The sequence below is a fragment of the Brevundimonas sp. genome, assembly GCF_965278935.1.
Classification (GTDB): domain Bacteria; phylum Pseudomonadota; class Alphaproteobacteria; order Caulobacterales; family Caulobacteraceae; genus Brevundimonas.
In genome coordinates this window covers 1,898,768-1,923,649 of sequence record NZ_OZ257124.1, presented here as the reverse complement: position 1 = coordinate 1,923,649, position 24,882 = coordinate 1,898,768, and the positions used below count along the sequence as shown (strand labels likewise).

General features: G+C 68.8%; 20 protein-coding genes, 2 tRNA genes and 1 pseudogene. 14 read left to right on the top strand and 9 right to left on the bottom strand.

The annotated features are described in order from the left end of the window. Positions 1 to 11 precede the first annotated feature (11 nt). On the bottom strand, positions 12 to 866 hold the full coding sequence (locus tag ACQY68_RS09540; RefSeq protein WP_428149139.1) for a septal ring lytic transglycosylase RlpA family protein: 855 nt from the start codon (positions 864 to 866) through the stop codon (positions 12 to 14). A 71-nt stretch (positions 867 to 937) separates the two neighbouring features. Here ACQY68_RS09540 and ACQY68_RS09535 point away from each other — a divergent pair. The 3 genes and pseudogenes from ACQY68_RS09535 (at position 938) to ACQY68_RS09525 (ending at position 1,936) form a co-directional block, all read left to right on the top strand. Continuing rightward, positions 938 to 1,027 (top strand) — tRNA-Ser (locus ACQY68_RS09535). A 20-nt stretch (positions 1,028 to 1,047) separates the two neighbouring features. After that, positions 1,048 to 1,506, top strand: a pseudogene (locus tag ACQY68_RS09530) (enoyl-CoA hydratase-related protein); the annotation flags it as partial. Between the two features lie 7 nt (positions 1,507 to 1,513). Further along, positions 1,514 to 1,936 (top strand): enoyl-CoA hydratase-related protein, encoded by a 423-nt coding sequence (locus ACQY68_RS09525; protein ID WP_428149138.1) that lies wholly within the window; start codon positions 1,514 to 1,516, stop codon positions 1,934 to 1,936. A 3-nt stretch (positions 1,937 to 1,939) separates the two neighbouring features. Here the strand turns inward: ACQY68_RS09525 and ACQY68_RS09520 are convergent, their stop codons facing one another. From ACQY68_RS09520 to tpiA, 3 genes are all read right to left on the bottom strand, one after another. Continuing rightward, positions 1,940 to 3,589: a CTP synthase gene (locus ACQY68_RS09520; RefSeq protein WP_428149137.1), complete on the bottom strand. Its 1,650-nt coding sequence runs from the start codon at positions 3,587 to 3,589 to the stop codon at positions 1,940 to 1,942. A gap of 144 nt (positions 3,590 to 3,733) precedes the next feature. Beyond that, a complete protein-coding gene (secG, locus tag ACQY68_RS09515) occupies positions 3,734 to 4,144 on the bottom strand; it encodes a preprotein translocase subunit SecG (RefSeq protein ID WP_428149136.1) in 411 nt (136 codons plus the stop codon). Between the two features lie 141 nt (positions 4,145 to 4,285). Then, positions 4,286 to 5,038: a triose-phosphate isomerase gene (tpiA, locus tag ACQY68_RS09510; RefSeq protein WP_428149135.1), complete on the bottom strand. Its 753-nt coding sequence runs from the start codon at positions 5,036 to 5,038 to the stop codon at positions 4,286 to 4,288. A 125-nt stretch (positions 5,039 to 5,163) separates the two neighbouring features. Between tpiA and ACQY68_RS09505 the strand changes: the two genes are divergently transcribed. Together ACQY68_RS09505 and trpE are read left to right on the top strand one after the other, a co-directional pair. Beyond that, complete coding sequence (locus tag ACQY68_RS09505; RefSeq protein WP_428149134.1) at positions 5,164 to 7,089, top strand: peptidyl-prolyl cis-trans isomerase; 1,926 nt, start codon at positions 5,164 to 5,166, stop codon at positions 7,087 to 7,089. After that, positions 7,086 to 8,618 (top strand): anthranilate synthase component I, encoded by a 1,533-nt coding sequence (gene trpE, locus ACQY68_RS09500; protein ID WP_428149133.1) that lies wholly within the window; start codon positions 7,086 to 7,088, stop codon positions 8,616 to 8,618. Before ACQY68_RS09505 ends, trpE begins: the two co-directional genes overlap by 4 nt. On the opposite strand, the gene ACQY68_RS09495 is transcribed toward trpE, so the two are convergent. Further along, positions 8,615 to 8,809 (bottom strand): peptidoglycan-binding protein, encoded by a 195-nt coding sequence (locus ACQY68_RS09495; protein ID WP_428149132.1) that lies wholly within the window; start codon positions 8,807 to 8,809, stop codon positions 8,615 to 8,617. The two genes, trpE and ACQY68_RS09495, sit on opposite strands and share 4 nt — an antisense overlap. A 109-nt stretch (positions 8,810 to 8,918) precedes the next feature. Between ACQY68_RS09495 and ACQY68_RS09490 the strand changes: the two genes are divergently transcribed. The 4 genes from ACQY68_RS09490 (at position 8,919) to lexA (ending at position 12,288) form a co-directional block, all read left to right on the top strand. Beyond that, on the top strand, positions 8,919 to 9,509 hold the full coding sequence (locus tag ACQY68_RS09490) for an anthranilate synthase component II (RefSeq protein WP_428149131.1): 591 nt from the start codon (positions 8,919 to 8,921) through the stop codon (positions 9,507 to 9,509). Between the two features lie 4 nt (positions 9,510 to 9,513). Then, positions 9,514 to 10,554, top strand: coding sequence for an anthranilate phosphoribosyltransferase (gene trpD, locus ACQY68_RS09485; protein WP_428149130.1), 1,041 nt, complete (start codon positions 9,514 to 9,516; stop codon positions 10,552 to 10,554). Beyond that, entirely contained in the window at positions 10,551 to 11,339 is a 789-nt protein-coding gene (gene trpC, locus ACQY68_RS09480) for an indole-3-glycerol phosphate synthase TrpC (RefSeq protein WP_428149129.1), read from the top strand. Before trpD ends, trpC begins: the two co-directional genes overlap by 4 nt. A gap of 256 nt (positions 11,340 to 11,595) precedes the next feature. Next, the gene (gene lexA, locus ACQY68_RS09475) at positions 11,596 to 12,288 is read left to right on the top strand and encodes a transcriptional repressor LexA (protein ID WP_428149127.1); all 693 of its coding nucleotides are present in this window, start codon (positions 11,596 to 11,598) and stop codon (positions 12,286 to 12,288) included. On the opposite strand, the gene ACQY68_RS09470 is transcribed toward lexA, so the two are convergent. After that, the gene (locus ACQY68_RS09470) at positions 12,269 to 14,458 is read right to left on the bottom strand and encodes a ComEC/Rec2 family competence protein (RefSeq protein ID WP_428149126.1); all 2,190 of its coding nucleotides are present in this window, start codon (positions 14,456 to 14,458) and stop codon (positions 12,269 to 12,271) included. The genes lexA and ACQY68_RS09470 overlap by 20 nt on opposite strands. On the opposite strand from ACQY68_RS09470, the gene gltX reads away from it, so the two are divergent. The 3 genes from gltX to lepB all read left to right on the top strand — a co-directional run bounded on the left by gltX (position 14,457) and on the right by lepB (position 18,152). Further along, on the top strand, positions 14,457 to 15,875 hold the full coding sequence (gene gltX / locus ACQY68_RS09465; protein WP_428149124.1) for a glutamate--tRNA ligase: 1,419 nt from the start codon (positions 14,457 to 14,459) through the stop codon (positions 15,873 to 15,875). The genes ACQY68_RS09470 and gltX overlap by 2 nt on opposite strands. A gap of 65 nt (positions 15,876 to 15,940) precedes the next feature. Then, positions 15,941 to 17,242 carry a citrate synthase gene (gltA, locus tag ACQY68_RS09460; protein ID WP_428149123.1) on the top strand — a complete coding sequence of 434 codons (1,302 nt, stop codon included), beginning with the start codon at positions 15,941 to 15,943 and terminating at the stop codon, positions 17,240 to 17,242. 124 nt (positions 17,243 to 17,366) lie between these two features. Next, positions 17,367 to 18,152 carry a signal peptidase I gene (lepB, locus tag ACQY68_RS09455; RefSeq protein WP_428149122.1) on the top strand — a complete coding sequence of 262 codons (786 nt, stop codon included), beginning with the start codon at positions 17,367 to 17,369 and terminating at the stop codon, positions 18,150 to 18,152. 3 nt (positions 18,153 to 18,155) lie between these two features. On the opposite strand, the gene ACQY68_RS09450 is transcribed toward lepB, so the two are convergent. Both ACQY68_RS09450 and hrpB read right to left on the bottom strand, forming a co-directional pair. Continuing rightward, entirely contained in the window at positions 18,156 to 19,442 is a 1,287-nt protein-coding gene (locus ACQY68_RS09450; protein WP_428149121.1) for an MFS transporter, read from the bottom strand. A gap of 61 nt (positions 19,443 to 19,503) precedes the next feature. Further along, entirely contained in the window at positions 19,504 to 21,933 is a 2,430-nt protein-coding gene (hrpB, locus tag ACQY68_RS09445; protein WP_428149120.1) for an ATP-dependent helicase HrpB, read from the bottom strand. Positions 21,934 to 22,173: 240 nt separating this feature from the next. Between hrpB and ACQY68_RS09440 the strand changes: the two genes are divergently transcribed. Continuing rightward, positions 22,174 to 23,832, top strand: a complete 1,659-nt coding sequence (locus ACQY68_RS09440; protein WP_428149119.1) for an amino acid permease — start codon at positions 22,174 to 22,176, stop codon at positions 23,830 to 23,832. 187 nt (positions 23,833 to 24,019) lie between these two features. Here ACQY68_RS09440 and ACQY68_RS09435 read toward each other — a convergent pair. Beyond that, a tRNA-Leu gene (locus ACQY68_RS09435) sits at positions 24,020 to 24,104 on the bottom strand. Between the two features lie 139 nt (positions 24,105 to 24,243). On the opposite strand from ACQY68_RS09435, the gene ACQY68_RS09430 reads away from it, so the two are divergent. Further along, positions 24,244 to 24,810 (top strand): manganese efflux pump MntP family protein, encoded by a 567-nt coding sequence (locus tag ACQY68_RS09430; protein WP_428149118.1) that lies wholly within the window; start codon positions 24,244 to 24,246, stop codon positions 24,808 to 24,810. Positions 24,811 to 24,882 lie beyond the last annotated feature (72 nt).

Genomic DNA, 24,882 nt, shown 5'->3' with positions numbered 1-24,882 from the left:
GCGCAGGCGGACTAACGCGCCGATATCAACAGGGCGTCGGCGAATCCTTCGGCCACGACCGACTGGCGGGCGCGTTCGGCGGCGTTGGGGTCGTTCCACGGGCCCATCAGGACGCGGAACATGCTGTCGTCGCTCGCCGCCTGGACGCGGGCGGACGAACCGATTCTCCCCGCGACCGCCTGGGCCTGCGGCTGATCGCGATAGGCGACCACCTCAAGCCAGTATCTCTGCCCGGCATCGACGGGCGGCGCGGCGACGGGAGATGGAGGCGGCGGCGCGGCCTCGGCGACCTGCAGCACCGTTCCACCGCCGAGACGCGGGGCCCGGCCGAGATAACGGACCCGCACCTCCCCGACGCCGCGATTGAGCATGTCCAGCGCCTCGGCCGCGCCGCGTGACAGGTCGAGGATCCGGTTATCGACGAACGGCCCGCGATCGTTGACGCGCAGGACCACGCGACGCCCGTTGGCCAGGTTGGTCACCTCGACCAGACCCGGCAGAGGCAGGGTCTTATGCGCGGCGGTCAGGGCGTGCATGTCGAACCGTTCGCCGGTCGCCGTAGGCCGTCCATTGAACTGGTCGCCGTACCAGGACGCCAGCCCGACGACATCGTAGTTCGGCTGTTCCTCCGGCCGATACCAGACACCCCGGATCTGATAAGGCCGCATCGTGCCTGACACGATCGGCGCAGGATCGGTCACAACGGGCGCGGCGTTCGGCGCGGACCGCGACGGGCGCGGCCCCTCGGCCAGCCGCGTCGGCCCGTTCGTCGCGCCCGCACTGGCGCAGGCGGCCAGCAGCGCCGTCACAGCGACGACGACCGAGGCCCGGGAGACGCGGCGGAGGAGAACGGGCGACATCGACATGGCGAAATCATCGCCGAACCGATTTCCGTTTTGGTTAACGGGAGATGCGCTGCTATGCCCCCTCTCCAGCCGGACAGGTGGCCGAGTGGTTTAAGGCAGCGGTCTTGAAAACCGCCGTAGGTGAAAGCCTACCGTGGGTTCGAATCCCACCCTGTCCGCCATCTCTTTCAGAGACAGCGGCATGTCCACGCTCCAGCTCGACCTCGACGACCGCATCCTGTGGATCCGTCTGAACCGGCCCGATCAGCTGAACGCCTTCGACGTGGCCATGGGCGACGAGCTGGAGGCGGCGTTCCGGGACGCCAGCCGCAACGACGACGTCGGAGCGGTGATCGTCACAGGGAACGGCAAGGCCTTCTGCGCCGGCGCGGATCTCACGCGCGAAGGCAATGTCTTCGCCCTCGACGAGGATGCCCGGCCGGACATGGCGATGCTGCGCGAGCGGTTCGACGATCCGGAGGTGGTTCACGGCATTCGCGACAAGGGCGGGCGGGTCACCCTGGCCATTCATGACTGCAGGAAGCCGGTGATCGCGGCGATCAACGGCGTGGCGGTGGGGGTCGGGGCGACCATGACCCTGGCGATGGATTTCCGCATGGCCTCGACGGCGGCGAAGATGGGGTTCGTCTTCGCTCGTCTGGGGCGTCGTGCCCGAGGCCTGCTCGACCTGGTTCCTGCCGCGTCTGGTCGGGATGCAGCAGGCGCTCGAGTGGTGCATGACCGGCGACATCTTCGACGCCGAGACCGGACGCGCGGCGGGTCTGCTGCGGTCGGTGCACGAACCCGACGCCTTGCTGGCCGATGCGGAGGCCTTCGCGCGGCGGCTGATCAAGGACCGGTCGCCGGCGGCCCTGGCCGTGACCCGTCAGATGCTGCGCCGGAACGCCGCCCTGCCCGACCCGGTCGAGGCGCATCTGGTCGAGACCCTGGCGATGTTCGATCTGAGCCGTTCGGACGGCAAGGAGGGCGTCGCGGCCTTCATGGAGAAGCGCAAGGCCGTCTTCACCGACGAGGCCTCCGCCCTGCCCGGCGATCTGGAAGCGCTGTTCCCGGAGTCCTCGGCGACCTGAGCGTCAGACCAGCCGGCTCTGCACGACCGCCGCCTCGATGAAGCTGGCGAACAGGGGGTGGGGTTTGAACGGGCGGCTCTTCAGCTCCGGGTGGTATTGGACGCCGATGAACCACGGGTGGTCGGTCCGCTCGACCGTCTCGGGCAGGACGCCGTCCGGCGACAGGCCGGCGAAGACCAGGCCCTTGTCCTCGATCGCGTCGCGATAGTTGATGTTGACCTCGTAGCGGTGGCGGTGCCGCTCGCTGATCGCGGTCGTGCCATAGATCTCCGCGATCTTCGATCCGGGCGCGAGAGTCGAATCATAGGCCCCCAGACGCATCGTGCCGCCCAAGTCGCCGCCCTGCGTCCGCAGCACCCGCTGGTTGCCCTGGGTCCATTCGGTCATCAGGCCCACGACCGGCTCTTCGGTCGGGCCGAACTCGGTCGAAGAGGCCCTGGGATAGCCGGCCTGGTTCCGGGCCGCCTCGATCACGGCCATCTGCATACCGAAGCAGATGCCGAAATAGGGGATGTTGCGCTCGCGGGCGAACCGGGCCGCCTCGATCTTGCCCTCGGCCCCGCGCTCGCCGAAGCCGCCGGGGACCAGGACCGCGTGGGCGCCCTGCAGACGATCCTCGCAGGCCTGACGGTCGCCTTCGAAGGTATCAGCCTCGACCCAGTCGATGTTGACCTTGACCTGATTGGCGACGCCGCCGTGATGCAGGGCCTCGATCAGGGATTTGTAGGCGTCCTTGAGCACCGTGTACTTGCCGACCACGGCGACGGTGACCTCGCCGTCCGGCTGCAGCCGGCGACGCACGATCTCGTTCCAGCTCGACATGTCCGGCTCTGGCGCATCCGTGATGCCGAAATGGGCCAGGACCTCGGCGTCCAGACCCTCGCGGTGATAGTCGAGCGGCACCGCATAGATGTCCTCGGAGTCCATCGCCTGGATGACGCCGGAGGGACGCACGTTGCAGAACAGGCCGATCTTGCGCTTCTCGTCCTCGGGGATCGGGAATTCGCAGCGGCACAAAAGGATGTCGGGCTGGATGCCGATCGACCGCAGTTCCTTGACCGAGTGCTGCGTCGGCTTGGTCTTCATCTCGCCGGCGGTCTTGATGAAGGGCAACAGCGTCAGGTGGACGAAGCAGCTCTGGCCGCGCGGCAGGTCCTGACCCAGCTGGCGGATGGCCTCGAAGAACGGCAGGCCCTCGATGTCGCCGACCGTGCCGCCGATCTCGACCAGGACGAAGTCGACATCCTCGCCGTCGTCGGTGAAGGCGGGCGTCAGGCAGAAGGATTTGATCTGGTCGGTGACGTGCGGGATCACCTGCACGGTCGCACCCAGATAGTCGCCGCGACGTTCCTTCTCGAGGATGGTCGAATAGATGCGGCCGGTCGTGATGTTGTCGGACCGGGCTGCCGAGACGCCGGTGAACCGCTCGTAGTGGCCCAGGTCCAGGTCGGTCTCTGCGCCGTCGTCGGTCACGAAGACCTCGCCGTGCTGGTACGGGCTCATCGTGCCCGGATCGACGTTCAGATAGGGGTCGAGCTTGCGCAGGCGGACCTTGTAGCCGCGCGCCTGAAGCAATGCGCCGAGAGCCGCCGACGCCAGCCCCTTGCCCAGCGAGGAAACCACGCCGCCCGTGATGAATACATATCTAGCCACGGGGGATCACCTTAGCCCTGATTCGGGCTGTCGCTGCGGATCGGGGTGCGATCAGCTGTTGAAAACAAAACTCCGCCCCGGAGCAGGTCCGGAGCGGAGGTGTTGGTGGCGGGAGGAGCGGCGGAGGGTGTCCCCGCCGTCACCTTATTGCGCCGGCGTGGACGGGGCGCCGCCGGCCGTCGGCAGGCTGCGCTCCAGGTCGTCGAGCGACGGCGCGGCCGGAGCGGCGGGAGCCGTTTCAGCGGGGGCGGTCTGCTGGCCGGCGGCCGGAGCCGAGTCCAGGGCGATGGAGCCGACGGCGTCGGCGTCCACGACCGAACGGCTGGCGCGCTCCATGTTGCCGACGATGGTCAGGCTGATGGCGCAGACCACGAACAGGCCGCCGAGCCACCAGGTCGTGGTGGTCAGCAGGTTGCCGGCGCCGCGGGCGGTCATGAAGCCCGAGGGCCCGCCGCCCATGCCCAGCGCGCCGCCTTCGGAGCGCTGCAGCAGGATCACCCCGGACAGGGCGATCGAGATGATGATCATGGCGACGAGGAGAATGGTCTGGAGCATGGGTGCTTACATGTGTGGCGGACGACCGCCGATCAAGCGGCGGCGTCTAACATCGAGGGAGGGATTAGGGAATAGGGACGAGGGATTCGGCGAACACCGCGCGTCGCGTCCCGGATCCCCGGTCCCTGATCCCTGACGCCGTCAGGCGGCCCGGATGATGGCCAGGAAGTCGGCCGCCTTCAGCGATGCGCCGCCCACGAGCGCCCCGCCCACCTCATCCAAGGCGAGAATATCGCGGGCGTTCCCCGGATTGACCGAGCCGCCGTAGAGAATCGGCGCCGTGCGCCCGCCGTCGCCCAATCGTTCGATCATGGCGTCACGCGCGGCGGCGTGGATTTCGGCGATCTGGTCCAGCGTCGGCGTCAGCCCCGTGCCGATGGCCCAGACCGGCTCGTAGGCCAGAGCCCAGTCCTGCCCTGTCAGGCCGTCGTGCAGCGAACCGAGAATCTGGCCGCGCACGATCGCCGCCGCTTCTCCGGCTTCCCGCTGCGCCAGGGTTTCGCCGACGCAGATGATCGGCATGAGCCCGGCCTGCAGGGCGGCGCCGACCTTGTCCGAGACCAGGGCATCGCTTTCGCCAAACTCCTGACGGCGTTCCGAGTGGCCGAGAATGACCATGGTCGCGCCGGCGTCGACCAGCATCCCGGCCGAGACTCCGCCGGTGAAGGCGCCTTTCGTCTCCACACGGCAGTCCTGCCCTCCGACCGCGATCGGGCCGCCGTCGATGGCGCGGACCATGCGTTCGATCAGGGTCGCGGGCGGGCACAGGCCGGCACGCGCCGAGGCCGGCGTCGCCTTCAGATCGGCCAGCATCTCTGCGACGGCGCCTGCCAGATCGGCGGCCAGGCCGTTCATCTTCCAATTGCCGACGATCAGCTTCACGGTTTGTTTCATGCGCTCTGTCTAGGCGCCGTCTCACGAGATGCCAAGCCTGCGGCGAGTCTCGCTTGCGGGGCGACGGCCCCCTCCCCTATACGGCGCGGTGGCGCGCTTCGCCGTCCGACCGTCAGGCCCCTTCGATGATTTCCCTGTTCCGCGACTTCGCCAAGTCCAAGTGGGCTGTCGCCCTGTTCGTCCTGCTGATCATCAGCTTCGCCGTCGTCGGCGGATCCCAGACGGACGTGTTCAAGAGCCTGGGCGCCCAACATGTGATCTCGGCCGGCGACCGCTCGGTGGACGCCAACCAGTTCCGGGCCGACTTCGAGCGCATCCGCACCAACGCCTCTGAACAGGAAGGCCGCCCCCTGACGACCCAGGACCTGGTCACGGCCAACGTCCACATCCGCTACCTTGAAGCCCAGACCCAGCGTCTCGGCTTCCTCGAATGGGCGCGAAAGGTCGGCATCCGCCCGGATGAATCCCTGATCATCAAGCGCATCCGCGAGATCCCCGCCTTCTTCAACCAGGTCACCGGCGCCTTCGACCAGGCCCAGTACGAACAGACACTCGCGCGCCAGAACTACTCTCCGGTCCAGCTGGAAGACGAGTTCCGCGATACCGCCGTCACCGAGCATTTCGGAAGCGCCGTCCAGGCCGGTCTCCGTTCACCCCGCATCTACGGCGCGCTGGTCGCCGGTCGGGCGCTGGAGCTGCGTGACGGCCGCTGGTTCAACGTGACCCAGGCCATGGCCGGAACCGCCAGCGCCCCGACCGACGCCCAGCTGAACGCTTTCATGAACGAGAACGCCACCCAGCTGCGTCGCCCCGAATTCCGTATCGCATCGGTCGTCCTGTTCAACGACGCGCCCGGATTTACCCCGCCCGCGATCCCGGAGGCCCGCATCGTCGAGCGCTTCAACTTCCGCAAGGACGGTCTGTCCACGCCCGAACGCCGCACCTTCACCACCCTGACCGTGGGCGATCGCGCCGCGGCGGACCGTATCGCCGCCGCCCTGCGCGCCGGCCAGTCGCCGACCGCCGTGGCCGAGGCCAACCGCATCCAGCCCGCCGAGTACGCCGCCCAGCCGCAGAGCGCCGTGCCGGACCCCGCCGTCGGAACCGCCGTCTTCGGCCTCACGAGCGGCCAGGTCTCGGCCCCGATTCAGGGCCGTGTCGGCTTCACCGTCGCAAAACTGGTCTCCGTCACCCCCGGCGCCCCCGCGACCCTGGAAGGCGTTCGTGAGGCCATCGTCAACGAGTTGCGTGAAGAGGACGCCAAGGCCCGCATCTTCAGCCGCGTGGAGGCCTATGAGAAGGCTCGCACCGACGGCAAGCCGTTGGCGGACGCCGTGCGCGAAGTCGGCGCACGCATCGTGCAACTGCCGCCCTTCACGCAGGATGGCCGCCTGCCCGACGGCCAGCCGATGAACGCGCCGCCGCAGATCCTCCAGAACGCCTACGCCCTGTCGAAGGGCGCGGAGTCCGACGTGATCGACGCCGGCCAAGGCCAGTATTTCGTCCTGCGCCTCGATGACATCCGGCCCGCCGCCCTGCCGACGCTGGCCGATATTCGCGCTCCGCTGGCCCAGCAGTGGATGGCGCGTGAGAACGCCCGCCGTCTGACCAACAAGGCCGAGGAACTGGCCGCCCGCGTGCGCGGCGGCGAGGACATCGTCGCCGTCGCGGCCTCGGCCGGCGCCACCCTGACCACCCGTGCGGGCGTGCAACAGAACGCGGAAGCCCAGGCCGCGCTCGGCGACGGCGTCCTTGGCGGCCTGTTCGGACAGGGCCGCGGTCAGGTCTTCACCGGCCCGGCTTCGCAGTCGGCCTTCGTGGTCGGTCGTGTGGACGCGGTTCGCGCGCCCACGGCCGCCCTGGCCGCGCCCATCGCCGACCAGATCCGTCCCCGTCTGGCCCAGGAACTGATCAACGGCGCCGGCGAGGCCCTCGTCCCCGCCGCTGCCCGCTCCGCCAAGGCCAGCAACGACCCCGCCCGCGCCATCGAGGCCCTCGGCGTGACGGCTCCGGTCCCCGGCGCGACCCCGCCGACCGCTCCCGCTCAATGAGTCCAGGCGGCGCGGAGCCTGATCGCGCGGAGATCGTCGCGGGACTGACGCAAGGCCGGCCCCAGGTCGTCGTGCGCCGGATCGTCGACGACCTGGAGACCCCGGTCTCGGCCTATCTGAAGGTGGGCTGGGGTCGACCCCACGCCTTCCTGCTGGAATCGGTCGAGGGCGGCGCCCTGAACGGCCGTTATTCGATCCTGACGCTCGAGCCCGACGTGGTCTGGCGCTGCCGCGACGGTGTGGCCTCCATCGCGCGCGGCCCGGACGTGGCGGCCAGACGCTATTCGAGCCAGGCCGGCGGCGCACTCGACAGCCTGCGCGCCCTGATCGCCGAGACCCGCTTCGATCTGCCGGACGGCCTTCCGCCGATGGCCGCCGGCCTGTTCGGCGTCTTCGGCTACGACATGGTGCGCCTTCTGGAGCCGTTGGGCGCCCCCAATCCCGATCCGCTCGACCTGCCCGACGCCGTGCTGACCCGGCCGTCGGTCGTGGCCGTTTTCGACTCCGTGAAACACGAGATCGTCGTCATGGCCCCGGTCTGGCCGGGCATGTCGGACGCGGCCGCAGCCGTCGGCGCCGCCGAAGCCCGCCTCGACGACTTCGAGGCCCGCTTGCGCCGTCCCCTGGTCGCCCGGGGCGCGGCCGAACCGACCGACGCGCTCGCCTTCAGGTCTCCGGTCGACGCCGCCGCCTATGGCGATCTGGTCGCGACGGCCAAGGGCTATATCGCGGCCGGCGACATCTTCCAGGTCGTGCTCAGTCACCGGTTCCGGGCGCCTTGGACGGGCGATCCGTTCGCCTTCTACCGCTCCCTGCGCCGGCAGAACCCGTCGCCCTACCTGTATTTCCTCAACTTCGACGACTTCCAGCTGGCCGGCTCAAGCCCGGAGATTCTCGTCCGACTCAAGGACGGCGGCGTCACCATCCGTCCGCTCGCCGGCACCCGCGGACGCGGCGCCACGCCAGAGGCCGACAAGGCGCTGGAGGCCGAGCTTCTGGCCGATCCGAAAGAACGCGCTGAGCACCTGATGCTGCTGGACCTGGGCCGCAACGACGTCGGTCGCGTCGCCGCCCCGGGCACGGTCAGGGTGACCGAAAGCTTCGTCGTCGAGCGCTACAGCCAGGTCATGCACATCGTCTCCAACGTCGAGGGCCGGGCCCACCCGGACATCGACGCCGTCGACGCCCTTCTGGCCGCCCTCCCCGCCGGCACCCTGTCCGGGGCGCCCAAGGTCCGGGCCATGGAGATCATCGACGAACTCGAGACCGAGAAGCGCGGCGTCGGCTACGGCGGCGGCGTCGGCTATATTTCGGCGGGCGGAGAGGCGGACATCTGCATCGTCCTGCGCACGGCCATGTTCGCCGACGGCCAGGTCTTCGTTCAGGCGGGCGCCGGCGTCGTCGCCGATTCCGATCCCGCCGCCGAGTTCGCCGAGACCGAGGCCAAGGCCCGCGCCCCCATGCGCGCCGCCGAGGACGCCTGGCGGTTCGAACTGGGCGCGCCGCTGAATACGGCGGGCGAAATCTAGAAGGTCTGGCTGCCCGGCGGCGGTCCATCCTCGATGGCCACGCCCGGCCCCAGGATCATCACCCCTGCCAGCAGCACGGCCGCGCAAGCCGCCAGCGACGCCGCCGCCAGCGTTCCCATGAGGCCCGTCCGGACTTCAGGCTCGCTCAGCACCACGCGGGCGGCGTCGATCTGGGTCTGGGGGTCGCTCATGGAATCGTCGGCTCCAGTGGAAGCCCCGATTTCGGCCCGGGAAGGTTAACGGTCCGTATTCGCGCGCGCTTGCTTGGCGTCGGCGCGACCAGCCTCTAGAAGCGCAGCCATGATCCTCGTCGTCGATAACTACGACAGCTTTACCTACAACCTCGTCCACTACCTCGCGGAGCTGGGCGCGCAGACTCATGTGGTGCGCAACGACGACCTGACGACCGAGGAGGCCTGGGCGCTGAAGCCTGAAGCCGTACTGCTGTCGCCCGGCCCGTGCGCCCCCGATCAGGCGGGCATCTGCCTGCCGCTGATCGACACCGCGCCGCTCGACATGCCGATCCTGGGCGTCTGTCTCGGCCATCAGGCGATCGGACAGGCCATGGGCGGCCATGTCATCCGCGCCAAGGCCCTGATGCACGGCAAGACCTCCCCGATCCTTCACGAAGGCAAGGGGATGTTCGCCGGCCTGCCCTCGCCCTTCACCGCGACCCGCTACCATTCGCTGGCGGTCCAGCGCGAAACCCTGCCCAACAGCCTCAACGTCACGGCCTGGACCGAAGACGGCGAGATCATGGGCTTCCAGCACCACGAACGGCCGCTCCACGGCGTCCAGTTCCACCCGGAATCCATCGCCACCGAACACGGCCACGAGATGCTGGCGAACTTCCTCGATCAGGCGGGCGTCAAGCGTCTGGCGATGGTCTGAGCCCATGGCCGAGGGTGGTTTCAAGCCGCTGCTGGCCAAGCTGGTCGACGGCCGGACACTGACCTCGGAAGAGGCCGGCGACTTCTTCGCCGCCTGTCTGCGGGGCGAACCCACCCCGGCCCAGGTCGCCGCCGCCGTCACCGCCCTGCGCATCCGCGGCGAGACGGTGGAGGAGATCGCCGCCTTCGCCCAGGCCATGCGCGACGCGGCTGTGACGCTCGACCACCCGTACGACGTCATCGACACCTGCGGCACGGGCGGCGACGGGGCGCATACGTTCAACATCTCGACGGCCGCCGCCCTCGTGCTCGCCGGCGCGGGCCTGAAGGTCGCCAAGCACGGCAACCGGGCGATGAGTTCGAAATCCGGGTCGTCGGACGTGCTGGGCGTTCTCGGCGTCGACCTGACGGCGGGCCTTGCGCAGCAGCGTCAGGCGCTCGACGAGGCCGGCATCGCCTTCCTGTTCGCACCCGCCTACCACGGCGCCATGCGTCACGTCGGGCCGGTCCGCGCCGAGATCGGTTTCCGCACTGTCTTCAACCTGCTGGGGCCGCTTTCCAATCCCGCAGGCGCCAAACGTCAGGTCATGGGCGTCTACGATCCGCGTCTGCTCGAACCCCTCGCCGAAGTCCTCGGCCGCCTCGGCGCGACGCGCGCCTGGACCGTCCACGGCCAGGGCCTCGACGAACTGACCACCACAGGCCCGACCGACGTGGCCGAATGGAAGGACGGGCGGGTGCGCCGATTCGAGGTCACGCCGGAGGACGCCGGCGTGCCCCGCGCCGACATCCAATCCCTGCGTGGCGGCGACGCCGAAACCAACGCCGAGGCCCTGACAGCCTTGCTGGCTGGCCAGACCGGTCCCTATCGCGACGTCGTCCTGCTCAACGCCGCCGCCGCCCTCGTCGTCGCCGACAAGGCTCCCGACCTGAAGGCCGGCGTCGTCCTGGCCGCCGCCGCCATCGACGACGGCAAGGCGGCCGAAGCTCTCGCCGGTCTGGCCCGCATCACTTCGACCCCGCCGCCCATCGCCGAGCTCATATGACCGACGTCCTCGACCGCATCGCCGCCTACAAGCGCGTGGACGTCGCCGCCCGCAAGGCCGCCCAGTCGCAGTCCGAGATCGAATCCCTGGCCCTGATCGCCGGCATGCCGCGCGGCTTCCGCAGCGCGCTGGAGCGCCGAGCCGAGCCCGGGCGTCCCGCCCTGATCGCCGAGATCAAGAAGGCCAGTCCCTCCAGGGGCCTGATCCGTCCCGACTTCGACCCGCCCGCGCTTGCTCGCGCCTATGAGGCCGGCGGCGCGGCCTGCCTGTCGGTCCTGACCGACGGTCCCAGCTTCCAGGGCGCCGACGACTATCTGGTCCAAGCGCGGGCCGCCGTCGCCCTGCCCTGCCTGCGCAAGGATTTCCTCATCGACCCCTGGCAGGTGGCCGAAAGCCGGGCCCTGGGCGCCGACTGCATCCTGATCATCCTGGCCATGATCGACGACGTCCTGGCCGACGAACTCCTGTCCGAGGCGCGCCGCTTCGGCATGGACGCCCTGATCGAGACCCACGACGAGGACGAAATGGCCCGCGCCGCCGACCTCGGCGGTGACCTCGTCGGCATCAACAACCGGTCGCTGCGGACCTTCGAGGTCGACCTCGGCGCCACGGCCCGCCTCGCCCCACTGTCGCCCAAGGGATCGCTGCTGGTCGCCGAGAGCGGCATCTTCAGCCCGGCCGATGTTGCGGAGGTCTCCGGCGCAGGCGCTACGGCCATCCTCGTCGGCGAGAGCCTGATGCGGCAGGATGACGTGACGGCGGCCACCGAGACCCTGCTGGCCTGACATCTGCGGACTCCGCGCGATTGGCCGCCTTAGCCGCTCTATTTCGCGGTGTTGGCTGTTCACCTCCAGAAATTTTTGCAGTCGAACTTTCGGCGTTGCCAGCGCGCGGCGGTGTGCATTGACCGCAATCTGAGGGGCCAGGCACGGCGGCCGATTTGCAGTCGACAGGCCCGCCCACCGTTAAGTTGACATTAGGCAAGAACACTTACAGAACATCGACAACGGTTCACGACTTGTTCTGAAGGCGATTCCCACCATGCTGACGCGCAAGCAGCACGAGCTCCTGATGTTCATCCACGAACGGATCAAAGAGACTGGCGTGTCTCCCTCGTTCGACGAGATGAAGGAGGCGCTGGATCTGGCGTCCAAGTCGGGCATCCACCGGCTGATCACGGCGCTGGAGGAGCGCGGCTTCATCCGCCGCCTCGCCCACCGCGCCCGCGCCCTTGAGGTGACCAAGCTGCCGGAACAGGCCACGACCGGTCCCGTGCGCGGCCGCGCCGGCTTCACCCCGGCCGTCATCGAGGGCGGCGGTCGTTCAGCGCCGTCGGAACCCGCCAACGACACCCGTGAACTGACCCTCGTCGGCAAGATCGCCGCCGGCGTGCCCATCGCGGCCCTGCAAGGCGACAACGGCCGCTATCAGGTGCCCGAATCCATGCTGGGCGCGGGCGAGCACTACATGCTGGAGATCGAGGGCGACTCGATGATCGAGGCCGGCATCCTCAACGGCGATCTGGTAGTCATCAAACGCGTCGACACCGCCTCGTCGGGCGAAATCGTCGTGGCTCTGGTGGAAGGCGAGGAGGCGACCCTCAAACGCCTGCGCAAGAAGGGCAATTCCATCGCTCTGGAGCCCGCCAACCGCAACTACGAGACCCGCATCTTCGGCCCTGACCAGGTCGAGGTTCAGGGCAAGCTGGTCGGCCTCATCCGCCAGTATCACTGACGCCCGCATCCGCAGCATCGGGATTCCCGATGCGGCTCCAGGGCCGGTCGCCGCGCACGTCGGCGGCCCAGACCGCGCGCCAGCCCTGAGTGGTGCGCCATAGTTCCACCGAGCCGCCGCGCTGATAGTCCAGCCCGTCCAGCACCAGCCGGCCGTCGCAGGCCGGCGGCAGGGCGTTCACCACGGCTCGAACACTGACCAGCGGAGCGGCTGCACAGAGTGAGGCGAGTTGCTCGCCATCCGGCGCGGTCTTGCCCCACCACAGGGCGACCGGGCCAGACGCGCTTCCGACCGGGGCGCAGCTTGATCTCGCACAGACCCAGCCTTCATCCGGCCGGGGCTCCAGCGTCAGCCCCCGCCGCCGTGACCACAGGTCGGCCGCGAACTGGCGTACGCCCGGCCGAACCACGACGGCCTTTTTCGCCTCGCTGAAGGCCGCGTTGGTCCCGCCGTCCCCGATCCAGACCGTTGGTGTCGGCGCACGCGGCCAGAGCAGCACCGCGCAGGCGAACGGCAACCCCAGCCAGCGGAGCCTCCCCTGCCACAGACACAGGAACAGCACGCCCAGGAAAGAGATCGGCAGCACATAGTCGGGCGCGCTCGCAATGGTCTTCACCGCCCCCGGCAACCCCGCTGTCCAGTGGCCGATGGCCAGCATCAGATCGACGCCCTTGCCCGCCACCCACAGGAACGGCCCGCCCAGCCCGACCGGCTCCAGCAGCGCCCCGAGCGCCAGCGCCGGCATCATGATGAAGTCCGCAATGGGCGAGGTCGTCAGATTCGCCACGAGTCCATACATGGCCGCCCGATTGAAGTGCTGGACCGCGAACGGCCCCGTCGCCGCCCCCGCGACCAGACTGGCCGTCACCGCAACGATCAGCCAGTGCCGCACCGACTGGAAGGCCGCGATGGGCCAGGGAACGGACAGCTCACGTGTCCTTGGCGGCCACGCCTCCGACAGAGCGACCAGGGCCGCCGTCGCCGCGAACGACATCTGGAACCCCGGCGTCACGATGGCCTCAGGCTGCAGCATCAGCACCACCATGGCCGCGACCGCCAGCGCATGCATGGTGATCGCGGGCCGATCGAGGAGTATCGCGGCAAAGGCGATCGAGGCCGTTATGGCGGCGCGCTCCGCGGGCGCGGGCGCGCCCGAAAGCACCAGATAGCTCCACACGGCGACAAGTCCGACGACCGCCGCCACCTTCTTTCCCGACACCCTCAGCGCCAGCCACGGCCAGGCGGCGACGCCGAGCCGGACGAGAAAGAACGTGAACCCGCCGACGATGGCCATGTGCAGTCCGGAGATCGACAGGATGTGCGCCAGGCCGGAATCCCGCATCGCGTCGAGATCCTCGCGCGCGATCCAGGTCTCGTGACCCGTCGTCATGGCGGCGGCGATCCCGCCTGTCCGCTCCCCCAGTCGGTTGACGATCCGCTGCGCCAGGGCGAACCGCGCGCCGTTCACCGCCATCGCGAGTCTCAACCGCCAGGGTGGCGGAGCCAGTCTCGCTGCCCGTGTTTCGCCCAGCGCGAAGGCCGTGCCGCCCAGCCCCTGGAACCAGGCGTTGCGCCCGAAGTCGTAGGCGCCCGGACTGGCCGGAGGCGGCGGCGGATTGAGGATGGCGAACAGCCGTATAGCCTCGCCCGGCCTCGGGGGCTCGCCTTTCACCGTCGCCCTCAGCCGGATCGGCGTGGCTTCCGCCTCCAGCCCCCGGATCCGCACCGGCGCGAGAACGACCCGATGGCCCCGATCACCGGGACTGTCGACATCGACGACCCAGCCCTCGACCACGGTCGGTTCGGCCATTGCCGGTGCGATAGGAGCAGCGACCTGATCCGTCCGCAATTTGGCCGCCGCCAATCCCAGGAACAGACAGGCGACCAGCATCAGCGGGAGGGTGACCGCCCGCCCGCGGCCGGTAACCTTGGCGCCCAGCCACACCCCGGTCGCCAGCAGCGCCGCCAGGGCCAGCGGCCACAGCGGCGGTTCCGACCTCAGCGCGAAATAGATCGCCGCCCCGCCGCCGAACGCCACCGGCGCCCAAAGCCGCCACCGCAGGGCTTGGGCCGATACCTCGTCCCTGGCCCACGCACGAACGCGCGCCGACAGGCTGGGCTTTGCCGCATCGGGGGGTATAAGGGCGGCCCGTTCGGACCCCTCTCCCATGCCCACAGATTCCTCCCCCCAGGTCGTCACCCGTTTCGCCCCCTCGCCCACCGGCTACCTCCACATAGGAGGCGCGAGAACGGCGTTGTTCAACTACCTTTACGCGAAAGGTCGCGGCGGCAAATTCCTCGTCCGCATCGAGGACACCGACCGCGAGCGCTCGACCGACGACGCCGTGAAGGCGATCTTCGACGGCCTGAGCTGGCTTGAGCTGTTCGCCGACGAGGAGCCGATCTTCCAGTTCAGCCGCGCCGACCGCCACCGGGAAGTCGTCGACCAGCTGCTGGAGCTCGGGGCCGCCTATCGCGACTTCACCTCGGCCGAAGAGACCGGCCGTCTGCGGGACGAGGCCAAGGCCGAACGCCGCACTTTCGAATCGCCCTGGCGCGACCGCACGCCGACCGTCGTCGACCTGTCCCAGCCGCACGTCGTCCGCTTCCGCCGGCCCCTGCCCGGCCGTGTCGTGGTGCCCGACGCCGTCCAGGGCGAGGTCAGCTGGGGCAATGAGGACCTTGATGATCTGGTCCTGCTGCGTTCGGACGGCGCCCCGACCTACAATCTGGCCGTCGTCGTCGACGACCACGACATGGGCGTGACCCACATCATTCGCGGCGATGACCACCTGAACAACGCTGCGCGCCAGTCGCTGATCTATGATGCGCTCGGCTGGACCCGGCCGGTCTTCGCCCACATCCCGCTGATCCACGGCCCCGACGGCGCCAAGCTTTCCAAGCGCCACGGCGCCCAGGCGGTCCATGAGTACGCCGAGATGGGCTATCTGCCCGAGGCCATGCGCAACTATCTGGCCCGGCTCGGCTGGGCTCACGGCGACGACGAACTGTTCGGCGACGAACAGGCGCGCGACTGGTTCGACCTCGACGGCGTCGGCAAGGCGCCGGCCCGGCTCGACTTCGACAAGCTGGCCCACGTCAATTCGCACTGGCTGCGTCTGGCCGCCGATGAGCGTCTCGCCGGCATGACGCTCGACGCCCACCTGGCCAAAGGGGCGGCTCTGAACGAAGGCGACGAGGCCCGGCTCCAGCGCGCCATGCCGTTCGTGAAGGATCGCGCCAAGACCCTGCTGGAGCTGGCCGATCAGACGGCGTTTGTCCTCAAGACCCGGCCGTTGGAACTCGACGAAAAGGCCCGCGCCCTCCTGGCCGGAGAAACCGCCGAACGCATCGCCCGGGTTCGCGCCCGCCTCGCCCTGTTCGAGAGCTGGGACGTCTTCGCACTGGAGGCCGAGCTAAAGGTTTTCGCCGAGGAAGAGGGCGTCGGCTTCGGCAAGATCGGTCCGCCGATGCGCGCCGCATTGACCGGCGGCTCCGCTTCTCCCGACATCGCGAAAACTCTGTCGGCCCTCGGACGCGAAGAAGCGCTCGGGCGCTTGGATGATGCGCTGCAACAGACTAAGTGAACGGGCATAACCATAGCGGCCCGGGTTCTCCCGTCCGGGCCGAACACCATCGATAAGGGCGCCTGATGACTGAAGCCTCGAAATCCGCCGGCACGGCGACTCTGACCTACGGCGAAAAGTCCGTCGAACTGCCGGTTTTGTCCGGCACGACCGGCCCGGACGTCATCGACATCCGCAAGCTGTACGGCGCGACCGACGCCTTCACCTTCGACCCGGGCTTCACGTCCACGGCCGCCTGCGAAAGCGCCATCACCTACATCGACGGCGACGCCGGCGTCCTGCTGCACCGCGGCTATCCGATCGGCCAGCTCGCCGAGAAGTCGAACTTCATCGAGGTCTGCCACCTGCTGCTGCACGGCGAACTGCCGACGGCCGCCGAATATGCGGCGTTCGAGGAGACGGTGACGCGGCACACCATGCTGCACGCCCAGTTCGACCAGTTCTTCCAAGGTTTCCGTCGCGACGCCCACCCGATGGCGATCATGGTTGGCGCCGTCGGCGCCCTGTCGGCCTTCTATCACGACAGCCTGGACATCCATGACCCGGTCCAGCGCAACATCTCGGCCATCCGCCTGATCGCCAAGATGCCGACGATCGCGGCCCGCGCCTACAAATACCACATCGGCCAGCCCTTCGTTTCGCCGCGCAACGACCTGTCCTACGCCGAGAACTTCCTGCGCATGTGCTTCGCCGTTCCGGCCGAGGACTATGTGGTCGACCCGAAGATGGCCCGGGCCATGGACCGGATCTTCACCCTGCACGCCGATCACGAGCAGAACGCCTCGACCTCGACCGTCCGTCTGGCTGGTTCGTCGGGCGCCAATCCGTTCGCCTGTATCGCCGCCGGCATCGCCTGCCTGTGGGGCCCGTCGCACGGCGGCGCCAACGAAGAGGCGCTGACGATGCTCAAGGAGATCGGCACCCCGGACAAGATTCCGGAGTTCATCGAGGGCGTGAAGGCCAAGAAATACAAGCTGATGGGCTTCGGCCACCGCGTGTACAAGAACTACGATCCCCGGGCGACGGTGATGAAGCAGTCGGCGGACGAGATCCTCGACCTCGTCGGCGCCGAGAACGATCCCCTGTTCCAGGTCGCCAAGGAACTGGAGCGGATCGCCCTGTCGGACGAATATTTCATCGAACGCAAGCTGTTCCCGAACGTCGACTTCTATTCGGGCATCACCCTGTCGGCGATGGGCTTCCCGACCTCGATGTTCACCGTGCTGTTCGCCCTGGCCCGCACCGTGGGCTGGATCGCCCAGTGGGAAGAGATGCTGGCCGATCCGGCGCAGAAGATCGGCCGTCCGCGCCAGCTCTATACCGGCCCGACCGAGCGCGACTACGTGCCGATCCAGAACCGGGGCTGAACCGGAAGACATCCAGAACGCCGGGGCCCGCGCCCCGGCGTTTTTCTTTGTCCGGACACGATCCGCGGCCTGTCCGGACACGACTTCGCTGGCCTGAGGACCGGATCGCGGCTCGACTGTCGCCATGACCCAGACCTCCGACACCCTGAACACGGAAATCCCCACCCCGGCCGACGCCTCGCCATCCGGCTTGGCCGAGATCGTCGACACGGTACGCACCATCGGCGTGGCCCTCGCTGCCGCCATCGCGATCCAGACCGCGGCCTTCCAGCCCTTCACCATCCCCTCGGCCTCGATGGAGCCAGGCCTGGTGGTCGGCGACTATCTGGTGGTGTCCAAGTTCGCCTACGGCTGGAGCCGCGCCTCCCTGCCCTTCAACCCGCCCCTGCCGTCGGGACGTCTGTTCGAACATCTGCCGAAGCGCGGCGACGTGGTCGTCTTCCGCCGCCCCAGCAATCCGCAGGAGAGCTGGATCAAGCGCGTCATCGGCCTGCCCGGCGACACGGTGTCCGTCTCGGACGGTGTGGTGACCGTCAACGGCCAGGTGTTGCCTCAGCGGGCCCTCGGGCCGGGCCTCGACCTCGATCAGCCCGGACGGCCGGTCGAACAGATCGAGGAACGTCAGGCCGACGGCCGCGCCTATGTCACCTTCGACGGCGGCCCGGGCGCCGGCGACGACCGCCCGGCCCAGGTCGTGCCGGAGGGCCAGCTGTTCGTCATGGGCGACAACCGCGACAACTCGCTGGACAGCCGCTGGTCGGGCGACGTGGGCGTCGGCCTGCTGCCCGTGACGAATGTGGTGGGCCGCGCCGAGGTCGTCGTCGCCTCGTGGAAGCCGGGCGCCGCGATCTGGAAGCCGTGGACCTGGTTCAATCTGCGCCCGGGCCGGCTGGCCCACCGAATTCGCTAGGACCTAGTCTTCGGCCTTCAGGCGGGACATGCCGATCAGGGCCAGCACCGTGATCGCCGCCGTCGCCGCGAGATACAGCCCCACGGCCGGCACGCCATAGGTCTTGGCCAGCGAGGTCGCCGCATAGGGCGCCACCGACGCCCCGGCGATCCCTGCCAGGTTGAACGCCATCGACGCACCTGTGTAGCGGACCGCCGCCCGGAACGGTCGCGCCATGGCGGCGCTGAGCGGCCCGTAGGTCGCGCCCATCAGCGCGAATCCCAGCGAGAAGAAGATCAGCAGTCCGGTCAGCCCCGCGTTGAATAGCGGCGCGATCAGGAAGCCGAACAGGCCGATCCCGATCGAGGCCGCGATGAGCACCTTGATCTGCCCGAACCGGTCCGCGGCAAGGGCCGAGATCGGAATGAAGGCCCCGAAGAAGATCACGCCGACCAGCTGCGTTGGCAGGATATCGGCGCGCGTGAAGCCGAGGCTCGTCGTCGCCCAGCTCAGGGCGAAGACTGTCATCAGATAGAAGAGCAGGAAGGTGGTCGTCGCGCCCAGCGTCCCCAGGATCAACGCCCCCTTGTACCTGGCCAGCAGGGTCAGGACCGGCGCCTTCACCCGTTCGGCCCGCTCGATGACCCGGCTGAACTCCGGCGTCTCGGTGATCCGAAGCCGAACCCACAGGCCGACGATGACCAGAATTGCGCTGGCCAGGAACGGCGTCCGCCAGCCCCAGCTCAGGAACGCCTCCTCGCTCATCGTCGTGGTCAGCACGATGAAGGCCCCGGTCGACAGGATGAAGCCGATCGGCGCACCCAGCTGCGGGAACATGCCGAACCAGGCCTTGCGTCCCGGCGGCGCGTTCTCGGTCGCCAGCAACACGGCCCCGCCCCATTCGCCGCCCAGACCCAGTCCCTGTCCGAACCGGCAAACGGCCAGCAACAGCGGTGCGACCACGCCGATCTGCGCATAGGTCGGCAACAGACCGATGGCGATCGTCGACAGTCCCATCGTCATCAGGGCCGCGACCAGCGTCGCCTTCCGTCCGATCCGGTCTCCGAAATGGCCGAAGATCACCGCGCCCACCGGCCGGGCGAAGAAGGCCAGGGCGAAGGTCGCGAACGACTGCAGTTGCGCCGTCAGAGGATCGCCGCCCGGGAAGAACAGCGCCGGAAACACCAGCACCGCCGCCGTGGCGTAGATGTAGAAGTCGAAGAACTCGATCGTCGTGCCGATCAGGCTGGCGAACAGGACGCGGCGCGTCGAGGTCGTGCTGGGCGGGATCAGCAGGGTGGGTTCGGTCAACGGCGTGTCCCCTTGTCGTTAATCCATCGATGCGACGACGACCGTCGATCGGTCAAGCGGTTCAGGTTCCGCGCGGCTTCACCCGGTTGGTCGGCGGCGCCTCGGCGGGGTTCTCGGGCCACGGATGCCTCGGATAGCGGCCGCGCATCTCCGAGCGGACATCCTTCCACGACCCGCGCCAGAAACCGGGCAGGTCTTTGGTCATCTGTATCGGTCTGCGCGCCGGCGACAGCAGGGCCAGGGTCAACGGCACGCGTCCGCCGCCCACGGCTGGATGGGTCGTCACCCCGAACAGCTCCTGCACCCGTATATCCACGCGTGGCCCGCCCTCGGCGCCGTAGTCGATCCCCGCCGACCCCAAGGGCGTCGTCAGCCGCTGCGGCGCCAGTTCGTCCATCGCACGACGCCGATCCCACGGAACCAGCATCTCCAGACCCTGCGCCAATGCCTCGTCCCTGATCTGCGACAGGTCCTGAACGCCCTCCAGCAGCGACCACAGCCAGTCCTCGCGCGCCGTCAGCAAGGTCGCGTCCGAAACCTCGGGCCAGTCGCGGTCCAGCGAATGCAGGAACGCCAGCCGCGCCCGGAACCCGCTCGACCGCTCGCCCCATTTTAAACCCGCCAGCCCGTTCGCCTCGACCTCGTCACGCAGCGCCTGGGTGATCGCGGCCCGGTCCGGCGCCCCGGTGATCTTCTCGTCGAACACGATGGCCCCGACCCGCCGGATACGGCGCATCACCATACGGCCCGACGGCTCGCGCACCAGCCGATCCTCGGTGGTCAACCGCGCGTCCAGCGAGGAGGGATCCAGCGGCGCCGCCAGCCGGATGCGATCCCTCGCCTCCCCGCCGCCCAGATCGCCGACAGCGAGCCACGCCTCGCGCGCCAGCCCTTCCGCCGCGTCGAGAAACGCTCCACGCCCCGACGCCAGCAAGACTTCGCCCGGCTTGCCCCGCGCCCTGGCCACCCGCTCGGGAAACGCCTCGGCGAGCAGGTCCCCCGGCGCGATATCACCCCCGCCTCCTCGCCCGCCCGCCGCCTTCGCCCAGCGCTCGACCAGTTTCCGCGCATCCTGCGCCCGCGCCGACCGGTCCCGTTCGAACCCGCGCAGGCGATCCCTCAGATCGACATCGTTCCCGCCCAGCCCCGGCTCGCTCAGCACCGCCGCGATCCGCGCCCCCAGCGCCGCATCCCCGCGATCCGCCGCCACCGCGACCAGATGCGCCAGCCTCGGCGCCAGCGGCGTCCGCGTCAGCCGCCGCCCATGCGCCGTCAGACCGCCCTGCGCATCCAGCGCCCCCAACCGCGTCAGCACCGTCCGCGCCTCGGCCAGCGCCCCGGCCGGCGGCGCATCGAGTAGCGCCAGCCCCTCTGTCGTCCGCGCCCCCCACCGCGCCAAATCCAGCGCCAGCCCGGTCAGGTCCGCTTCGAGAATTTCCGGCCTCTGATGCGGGATAAGCCCCCGCGTCGATTCCTCGTCCCACAGCCGGTAGCAGACCCCCGGCTCCGTCCGCCCGGCCCGGCCCCGCCGCTGCTCGGCCGACGACCGGCTGACCCGCACCGTCGCCAGCCGCGTCAGCCCGCTCGACGGCTCGAATCGCGGCACACGCGACAGGCCGCAATCGACGACGACCCGCACGCCCTGAATGGTCAGGCTGGTCTCGGCCACCGAGGTCGCCAGCACGATCTTTCGCCGTCCCGAAGGCGACGGCTCGATCGCCCGATCCTGCGTCTCCTTGTCGAGCGCGCCATACAGGGCGACCACATCGACCGACGGATCCCGCAACCGCTCGCCGATCCTCTGCGCCGTCCGGTGGATTTCGCCCTGTCCCGGCAGGAAGGCCAGCACCGACCCCGACTGATCGCCCAGCGCCGTCAGACAGGCTCGCGCCGTCGCATCCTCGATCCGCTCGACCGGATTGCGACCCAGATAGATCGTCTCCACCGGGAACGCCCGCCCCTGCGCCTCGATCACCGGCGCGCCATCCAGAAGCCGCGACACCCCAGCGATATCCAGCGTCGCCGACATGACCACCAGCTTCAGGTCGTCCCTGAGCACCGACTGGCTGTCCCGAGCCAGCGCCAGCCCCAGATCGGCGTCCAGGCTCCGTTCGTGAAACTCGTCGAACAGGACCGCCCCCACCCCCTCCAGACCGGGATCGTCCAGAATCATTCGCGTGAACACCCCCTCGGTGATCACTTCGATCCGGGTCCGCGGCCCGACCCGGCTCTGCAACCGGGTGCGATAACCGACGGTGTCGCCGGCCTTCTCGCCCAGTGTCTGCGCCATCCGCTCCGCCGCCGCCCGCGCTGCGAGCCTGCGCGGCTCCAGCAACAGAATCTTCCGGCCGTCCAGCCACTCCGCGTTCAGCAGGGCCAGCGGCACGACCGTCGTCTTTCCCGCGCCCGGGGGCGCCGCCAGCACGACCGCCGGATTCGCGGCGACCGCGACCTTCATCTCTTCCAGCACGGCGTGAATGGGCAGGATCATCGCGGCTCAAGTAGCGCAAAGCGCGATAGCCCCAAGAAAAAAGCGGCTGCACTGGCGCGGCGCCGCCCTGCGACCAAGGAATGCGCGGCCAAACCCCCACTTCGGGGGTCACGAAAGCGTTGCGGGTCCTTCATGGATCGGAAACCGCGTTGCGCCTGCGATAATCCGTCGCTAGCGTCCCGCGCTGGAAGGCGGCCCGGGGAGGGTTCGCCGTGTTTTCGTATCGAGGGGGCGCGACGTATGTCCGCAGATGGCCTTAGGCCCAAGGGGAACCAGCTGTTCCTCAGAAAATCCGTAGCGCAGATCCAGAAGGAAGCCTCCAAGAGCGAGCTGAAGCGCACGCTCGGCAAATGGAACCTGATGAGCCTGGGCATCGGCGCCATCATCGGCGCCGGCATCTTCGTCCTGACCGGTCAGGTGGCTGCGGCCAACGCCGGTCCGGCGATCATGCTGTCCTTCATCGTCGCCGGCATCGCCTGCGGCCTCGCCGGCCTCTGCTACGCCGAACTCGCCTCGACCATGCCGGTCTCGGGCTCGGCCTACACCTACGCCTACGGAACCCTGGGCGAGGTCTTCGCCTGGATCATGGGCTGGCTGCTGGTTCTCGAATACGGCGTCGCGGCCTCCACCGTGGCGGTCGGCTGGTCCGGCTATGTCGTCTCGATTCTGCACGACTTCGGCATCAGCCAGCAGATCTTCCCGATGATCCAGTACGCCGGCGGCGAGGGTCCCCAGTGGGCCACTCCGCTGGTTCAGCTGGTTCAGGACGCGGGCGCGACATCCTTCCCGCTCACCGGCACCTTCAACTTGGTCGCCGCCATCGGCATCGCCGCCGTCTGCGGCCTGCTGGTCCTGGGCGTTTCGGAGTCGGCGAGCATCAACAACGTGATCGTCGTCATCAAGATCATCGTCCTGCTGACCTTCATCGCGGTCGGCATCGGCTATGTGAATCCGGCCAACTGGGTGCCCTTCATCCCTGAACCGACCGGGGTCGCCGGACAGTTCGGCGTCGGCGGCATCTTCCGGGGCGCCGCGATCATCTTCTTCGCCTACGTCGGCTTCGAGGCCGTCTCGACCGCCGCCGCCGAGGCCAAGAACCCGTCCAAGGACGTGCCCTTCGGCATCCTGGGCGCCCTGTTTGTCTGTACCCTGATCTATATGGCCGTCGCCGCCGTCATGACCGGCGTCGTCCCCTATCTCGAGCTGGCCAGCCCGGCGCCCGTCGCCGTCGCCATCGACCGGATGAGCCTGGAATGGGCCAACACGCCCATCATCCTGTCCAGCGGCCAGCCGCTGAACCTGATCAGCTTCATGATCAAGATCGGCGCCATCACCGGCCTGAGCTCGGTCATGCTGGTGCTCTGCTACGGCCAGACGCGGATCTTCTACACGATGGCTCGCGACGGCCTGCTGCCGCGCGCCTTCGCCGTGATCCATCCGAAGTTCCGCACCCCCTGGATCGGCACCATCCTGCTGGGCCTGCTGATCGCCATCGCGGCGGCCTTCCTGCCCATCTCGATCCTTGGCGACCTGGTGTCCCTGGGTACGGCCACGGCCTTCTCGATCGTCTGCCTGAGCGTGATCTTCCTGCGCATCAAGCACCCGGAGATGCCGCGTCCGTTCAAGGTCCCGGGCGGCATCTTCACCGCGGTTCTGGGCATCCTGGCCTGCCTGTTCCTGGCCAGCCAGAACCTGATCCCGATGTTCCAGCATGCGGCGGAGGACAATCCCCTCCCCCTCATGCTGCTGGGCGGCTACGCCGTCGTGGGCGCGATCATCTACGGCGCCTACGGCTTCTGGAACTCGAAGCTCGCCAAGGGCATCGACATCACGGAAGACGTGGGTCTCGAAACCGCCGCCGAGGCCATGGGCCGCGGCGTCGACAACACCAAGGACTGATCCCGCCTCACTGCGGAATCGAGAAAGGCCCGGGAGCAATCCCGGGCCTTTTGTCTTTCGGGCATTCGCTGAACCGGAAGCCCTGCGCTCAAGCAGCGAGGCTGCGCGAGCCGAGCGATAGCGCCCTGGAAATGCGCTCAAGCAGCGAGCCGCCGCGCGGCGAGCGATAGCGCTCTACAAAAAATGTTGGTGCGGATGAGAGGACTCGAACCTCCACATCTTGCGATGCCAGAACCTAAATCTGGTGCGTCTACCAGTTTCGCCACATCCGCGTGGCGGCGTGTCTAGGACCTGACGGGGCCTGCGACAACCTTCCTGTCAGTTCAGTCTGGGCTAACTGATCCGCCATCCCCTAGGACGGCCGCCGCTCGAACCGGCCGGGCGCGCGTGACTGCCCGGCGAGATCGATCCATGACGCCCGGAGCCATCGCCGTCCTGTCGCTCAGCATGTCCACGGACGCCTTCGCCGCCGCCGTGGGCCGCGGCGCCTCGCATCGTCCGTCGTGGCGGTCGGCGGTCAAGGCCGGTGCGGTGTTCGGCGTGATCGAGGCCATCACCCCCCTGATCGGCTGGGGCCTCGGTCTGATCGCCGCCGGCTTCGTGCAGGAGGTCGATCACTGGATCGCCTTCGGTCTTCTGGCCGTCGTCGGCGGCAAGATGATCCATGAGGCCTCGAAGCCGGCCGACGCCGATGCGCCGCCCACCCGCGCCGGTCCCTGGGCCCTGATCGCCACCGCCGTGGGCACCAGCATCGATGCGGCGGCCGTCGGCGTGGGCCTGGCCTTTCTGGGCGCCAACATCTGGGTCATCGCCCTCAGCATCGGCCTGACGACCTTCGCCCTGACCACGATCGGCATGCTGATCGGCCGCAGCATCGGCGCCCGCTTCGGCAAGATCGCCGAACTCGTCGGCGGTCTGGCCCTGATCGCCCTGGGCACGACGATCCTGCTGGAGCACCTCGGCTTTCTGGCCGTCTGAGGCCCGACCGAAAGGTCGCATTAACCTTGATCGTCGAGGGTCCGGGTCAGTCTCCGCAGCCCCACCGAGTCG